5 protein-coding genes are annotated in these 6,233 nt (G+C 45.4%); all 5 read left to right on the top strand.

The annotated features are described in order from the left end of the window. Positions 1–348, top strand: a 348-nt coding sequence (locus tag QVA83_RS07620) for an agglutinin biogenesis protein MshD (RefSeq protein WP_287498304.1), incomplete at its 5' end; no start/stop codon positions are given. Then, on the top strand, positions 348–1,091 hold the full coding sequence (locus QVA83_RS07615; protein ID WP_287498303.1) for a PulJ/GspJ family protein: 744 nt from the start codon (positions 348–350) through the stop codon (positions 1,089–1,091). The genes QVA83_RS07620 and QVA83_RS07615, both read left to right, overlap by 1 nt. After that, complete coding sequence (locus QVA83_RS07610; protein WP_287498302.1) at positions 1,081–1,569, top strand: pilus assembly PilX family protein; 489 nt, start codon at positions 1,081–1,083, stop codon at positions 1,567–1,569. The genes QVA83_RS07615 and QVA83_RS07610 overlap by 11 nt, the downstream gene beginning before the upstream one ends. Beyond that, a complete protein-coding gene (locus QVA83_RS07605; RefSeq protein WP_287498301.1) occupies positions 1,569–5,291 on the top strand; it encodes a DUF6701 domain-containing protein in 3,723 nt (1,240 codons plus the stop codon). Before QVA83_RS07610 ends, QVA83_RS07605 begins: the two co-directional genes overlap by 1 nt. A gap of 355 nt (positions 5,292–5,646) precedes the next feature. Next, positions 5,647–6,233, top strand: a 587-nt coding sequence (locus QVA83_RS07600; protein WP_287498300.1) for a rod shape-determining protein, incomplete at its 3' end; no start/stop codon positions are given.

The following is a 6,233-nucleotide window of genomic DNA, read 5'->3' as shown; positions in this document are numbered from 1 at the left end:
TTAGGGCAGTCTTTAATGAATGACATACTTAGTCGCTCTTATGATGAAAATAGTGACAGAAGCCCGCCATTTGAAACCTGTAATGCCAAAGGAAATTGCTCAACAACACTTGGCCCAGAAGAAGCGAGCGAAGACGACTACGACGACGTGGACGATTACAACGGGTACACAGTTAACGACGTGGGCGGAAACTATAGCAGTTTCGGTTTTACCGTAACGGTAGATTACGACAGTGACCTAAACGACAGTACGCCAACAGACGGCCTAACGTTTAAGCGTATTGATATCGCAGTTACGGCACCAGACGGCCAAGTTTACAACTTTAGCGCTTATCGAGGGAGCTATTAATGTCTCCACGACAAGCACAGCGACAACACGGTTTTACATTAATAGAACTTATTTTAGTGATCACTATTTTAGGTGTGATTAGCGTATCGGTAGCTCAAGTGATTTCTTTAAGTGCACAAATCTATATAACCGGCGCAGAGCGTACCCGCCTTGTTTCAGATGCGCGCTTTATTATTTTGCGGCTCGAAAAAGAACTGCGTAATGTGGTGCCAAATTCTGTGTCATTCGATTCGAGTTTAGGGTGTCTTTCTTACTACCCTATTAAGGAAAGTGGCACCTATGTGGGCGACGCGTTTAATAACCCTATGCACGTAGTCGTGTTCAATAGTCAGTTGAGTGAGGACGATACTCTTGTTATATACCCAACAAATCCGCAGAGCGTGAATGATAACGGGCGAATAATAGATGCTATTGCCGACGCTGCTTCCGATCCCACTAGCGATAATCAATATGACCTCACACTCAGTGCCCCTAATACACAATCTTCACCGGGAAAACGCTTCTTCATTCCTGAAGCGCAAGTAACCGTTTGTAGAACATCTTCCGTTCAAGGTGAACGCTTAATTAGGACGCAAGGTGCTACGTCGGGCGTCCTTGGTACTAATGTGGTTTCGTGGAGTGCGAATGTGGTCACTGCAGGGTTACGGCAAAATGGCTTAATCGAACTGCAAATGACATTACAAAGCAGTGACGATGAACAGATATCGGTTGTACACGAGGTGCATTTCCCTAATGTGCCATAGTAAAACACGCCAACAAAAAAAGTATCGTATAGGCCAACGTCCTGTCGGGTTGTCTGGTTCTCCTGCGCGCCAAAAAGGCTCAACCACTATAGTAGCAATTATCATTAGTATCGTACTTTTAGGTCTTGGTATTGCGCTGTCTAATCAAATCTCATCGAATATTCGCCAGCAATCCATTGAATATTATGGCGCTCGTGCTTACTTAGCGGCGCAAAGTGGGATGGAAGTCGCTATTTCTAGGCTAATTAACGGCGATAATCCGGCGTGCACAGTCATAACACAGCCGGTAGTTATAAGTGTAGTCAACATGCAGAATTGTACGATTACGCTATCTTGTGAGGTGGAAACTGAAGTCGATGAGCCTGAAGTTGCCGCTGGTGAAATAAGGGTTTATGCGTTAGGGGCCGAAGCGCAGTGCAGTACCGGCCAGCTCGAAACCTCAAAACGCATTCTTGTTGAAGTAAGGCAGGAAGAATAATGACATACTGTAATTCTGTTGCTCGACTCTTTTTGATTTGTGCCTTGTTTATACAAGCGTTAGCTGTGCAAGCCGTTCCTCAAATCGAAGGCAGGTTCATCGAGCTTCAAAACACCTACAATAAAGCAGAGTGGACAACCATTAGCTTTTCACAGGTATACGACGAGCCGCCAGCAGTGTTTATGCTGTCTACTAATCAGGGGGGCAACCCTGCCATTGTCAAAATTCGCAATGTAACCAGAACTGGGTTTGAAGCGCTGCCACTTGAACCCTCTGGAGAAGATGGTCCGCATATTACGATGGGAGGCCATTACTTAGCCATTGCTTACGGCGTTCACGAATTTCCGAATGGGGATATTGTTGAAGTAGGAAAAATGGAGCTGGATGCTACAACCATCCAAGCCTCTACTAGTTCCCCTTGGTACATTCCAATAGGGACATTAGTTCCCGGAACAGAAGATGCTCGATACGCACAGGTGCCTCTGCAAACTAACTTTGGTGAAAAACCTGTATTTTTTCACTCCATTCAAACTGTCAATAACCAAGTGGATGTAAATGGGAAAAAGCCTCCCAATGAGCATTTGCTTCCATTTTTAACTATTGCGGCTAAATACGAAGCGCCGTCATATTACATAGCACTGGAAGCATCAGAAACCGATTTTGAGCCCGTCACACGTCCCGAAACGGTTGCTTATATGGCAACAACTGAAGGGTTCGACCGCAGGTTCTTTGATGACAACGGTGTAGAGGTGGTCTGGGAGGCAGACTTTGCGGACGTACGCATTCAGGGATGGGACGATGGTTGTTTTCAAAATAGCTTTAAAAATAAATACACACAAACGCCGCTAGTTGCCGCGAGTAAAATTAGCCGCAACGGAGGCGATGGTGGCTGGCTGCGCAGTTGTGGTGTGAGCAAAACAAAATTGGGCCTTCGCGTAGATGAAGACCGAAGTATGGACTCAGAACGTAATCATACCGAAGAAGACGCTAGTATTCTGGCTATGACATCAGAGTTTGTGTTTAGTGGTGAAATTCCTAGCTGCGACGTTGCATTCCCGGGTGCGGTGGCAGCATTTGGTGGTGCGCCTATTAACCTACCCGCTTTCAGTCGCATTATTGATGAAAATGGTGGTGTGCTTAGTGCCACACAACTAGTGGCTGGGGGAACAGCTGGGAATGCGGACTATCCAAAATGTGGAGAACCAGGCGTCGACTGTACAGTGAACAATACAGACTCACTAACCGCATCACAGGCCAGAGCTATACCAACCCTCACAGTTAATGATAGCAGTGAAGACTTAGCCCCTGGTAATTTGGCCGGCGATTATTTTTATAGTCGGCTGAATGTGCTTATGGCGGCAGGAAACTATAACGTTGTTGCACCGACTAGAATCTATATTGCCGACCCCGGTACCAATCCACCGGGGCAACCAACACGCTTCGTTATGGCTAATGCTAACGTCACCATTGCAGATGGAGCCTACCTAGCGATTTATGTAGACGGTGATGTGGTTATTGACGGTTCAAACCCGAGGGCGTTGGTTATTGCCAAAGGGAAGGTCACGTTCGCTAATGTGGGTGACGAAACTATCGTCGGCCGCTTCAATGCAGGAGGAGGCGTTGAGTCTGTTTCTTCAACAACGGCAAATCTACCAGCTCCCCTCAGCGTAACAGCTAATGAAGTACCAAATAATATTCCTGGCATATGTGGACGTGAGGTTGTAGAAGTATTAAATCACTACCGGTATGAACTTGCCGACAATAAAGGTAGTAGCTGCGCGGCAAAAGAAGTAACACTGAAAGCCTGCGCAGATGTAAATTGCGACCTCATTTACTCTCAACCCTCTACGGTTAACCTATCCCCGCAAAATAGCAACAATTTCCGATGGACTGGAAGCGATATCGTGTCGTTTACTGGGCAAATCTCTTTAGCTATCGATAGCCTAAAGGGGCAAGACACAAAGCTTGCAACGTTAGGTGAGACGCCATCGTCTCAGCTGCGCTGTTTCATTGGCGGAAAAGAAGTGGGTATAGAAGGCTGCAAGATAAACTTTGAAGATGATGGCCTGGTATTTAAAAACCTTTCTGACAACAACACAACCATCGTCACCCAGCTATCAGGCAAGCCTTCTGACGAAGGTTTCAATAGTAAAAATTATGCCGTTGAGGCCTGTGGTAATTCAGAATTCTTGAAAAACAAAATTGTTGATGTCGACCTCAACTACAATTGCTCAAGCTCTAGCAACTGTTCAAACAAGTTAGCCCTGACAAATAACGGTAATACTTATCAGATTGGACTATCACCACAGACATTTTCTCTGCAGTTTGATACTAATTCGCGAGCGGAATTTACGTTGCGGTATCCGGACGCGGGTGAGCTTTCGCTGTCAGGAACAATTACTGATAGAGCCGCACTAACAGGTTCATCAAACATCTTTAAAGTTCGTCCATTCGGTTTCGCAATGGATGTCTTAAATGACGCTGGCACCAGTTTCAACCCAAACGGGTATGCAATCAATCCGAATGGCTCACTGCTAAAGCGTACGGGAGAAAACTTTGTGCTAGGTCTTCGTACTGTGCAATGGGTTGATGGTGAAGACAATAATGACGATGGGATACCAGATAACTTTGCAGACTTAGCAAATAATAATACGGCCGAACATTATTCAGGTAGTGTCAACCTCACTCCTCAGCAATTGCTACCAGTAAGCGGCTCTGCAGGTTCGTTAAGTATCACAAGCGTCAATTTTGAAGACGAGGGTAAAGTTAATCAAGCTTTAAATTATGACGAAGTTGGCATCATATCCATTGTCGCTCAAGATACCTATTTGACAGACTCTACGGTGTTGGGCCAATTAAATAATGTGGGACGATTTGCGCCATCAAATTTTTCGCTAACAGGAAATTTGGTGGCGGCATGTACTACCAGTAATGCGTTCAACTACTTTGGTCAACCTATAAGTGAAGTGAGCTTCTCGCTAACCGCACTTAACCAAAATGGCAGCCGCACCACAAACTACTACGATGGTTTTGATAAGCTAACCAGTCTCGGTTTGCAGGTTGAGCATGACGGCAATTTGCTAAACCGTTTGGAAAATATCAACTCGATAGGCTGGCCTCAAAGCGGAGCGACAGGACAAATTACTTTCTCTGATAATGACATTGCATTTAGCCGCTTAGGTAGCGCAACACTGGACGGGGCATATATCGATGCCGCTGTCGTGCTGGTGGCAGACCAAGCACAAACTGAGGGCGCAAACTTCAATGGACTTTCTTGTTCCGGTCAGTGCGTTGACGATTTTGGTGATTCAATCAGCTTTGCCTACGGTCGCGCAACGTTGATAAATAACTACGGTGCAGCCGATGAAGCGCTTTTGTTACCGCTTCGCACTCAATATTGGGACGGAAATAATTGGCGAATTAATAAGTATGACAGTTGTACCGCTTATGATCACGACAACGTGAATGACGAATCTGGTGAATTGGTTTCTTCGGGGGAAGAGTCATTAAGTGAAGGAGCCTATAGAGATAGTGACGGAATACGCCTGTCATCACCAAACGGTGCTGGCAATTATCCTGTTAGTTATACGCCTGATGCTTGGCTATTGTGGGATTGGGATGGAGATGGCGAGGCTGATAACCCTCCAAACGCAACGCTCACGTATGGTGTGTATCGAGGAAACGACAATATCATTTACAAGCGCGAGCAAATCAATAATTAGCAAAGAAGGTTATCCCGCTTGACCGAAATGCTGGTTGCGTAGCACACCGTAGTGGCGCCAACATAAAGAGATGTAAATTATTAGCAAATTGTTTTTGAACCTTCTAATTTTCACAGGGTCACTATGTGGGTCTAATTTTAAAATTATTTGGAAACGCGTGTGTGGTATCCCTTCTTGGGTAAAGCGCTAAAACTACTAAGCAAAAATGCAGTTATTTCGTCACTTAATTACAGCATTACTTGCCCAAAATAGCCCCCATTGTTAAAGTGTGCGAATAAATATCGACTTCACGTTAAAGCGTCGCCATCTCACCTTTGCAAATACGCGTTAACACAGAAACAGGAATACACTCTTCATGTTTAAAAAGCTTCGAGGCATGTTCTCTAACGATCTGTCCATCGACCTCGGAACAGCTAATACGCTGATTTATGTAAAAGACCAAGGTATTGTTCTAAACGAGCCTTCAGTAGTAGCTATTCGTCAAGAGCGCGCAGCAGGACCAAAAAGTGTTGCAGCAGTAGGTGCAGAAGCTAAGCGAATGCTTGGTCGTACGCCGGGTAATATACGTGCAATTCGTCCGATGAAGGACGGTGTTATTGCCGACTTTTACGTCACTGAAAAAATGCTTCAGCACTTTATTAAACAAGTGCATGACAATAATTTCTTGCGCCCAAGTCCTCGTGTATTAGTGTGTGTTCCTTGTGGTTCAACACAAGTAGAGCGCCGCGCAATTAAAGAATCTGCACTGGGTGCAGGTGCCCGCGAAGTTTATCTTATCGACGAGCCAATGGCGGCTGCTATTGGTGCGGGTTTACCTGTATCAGAAGCTACAGGTTCAATGGTGGTCGATATTGGTGGTGGTACAACAGAAGTTGCCATTATCTCACTTAACGGCGTAGTTTATTCATCATCCGTTCGTATTGGTGGTGACAAGTTTGATGA

It is taken from the genome of Alteromonas sp. AO-Serp, from assembly GCF_017849675.1.
In the GTDB taxonomy this organism is placed as follows: Bacteria; Pseudomonadota; Gammaproteobacteria; order Enterobacterales; family Alteromonadaceae; genus Alteromonas; species Alteromonas macleodii.
Note: the sequence above shows the minus strand (reverse complement) of the source record. Positions and strands in the feature narration are given on the sequence as shown.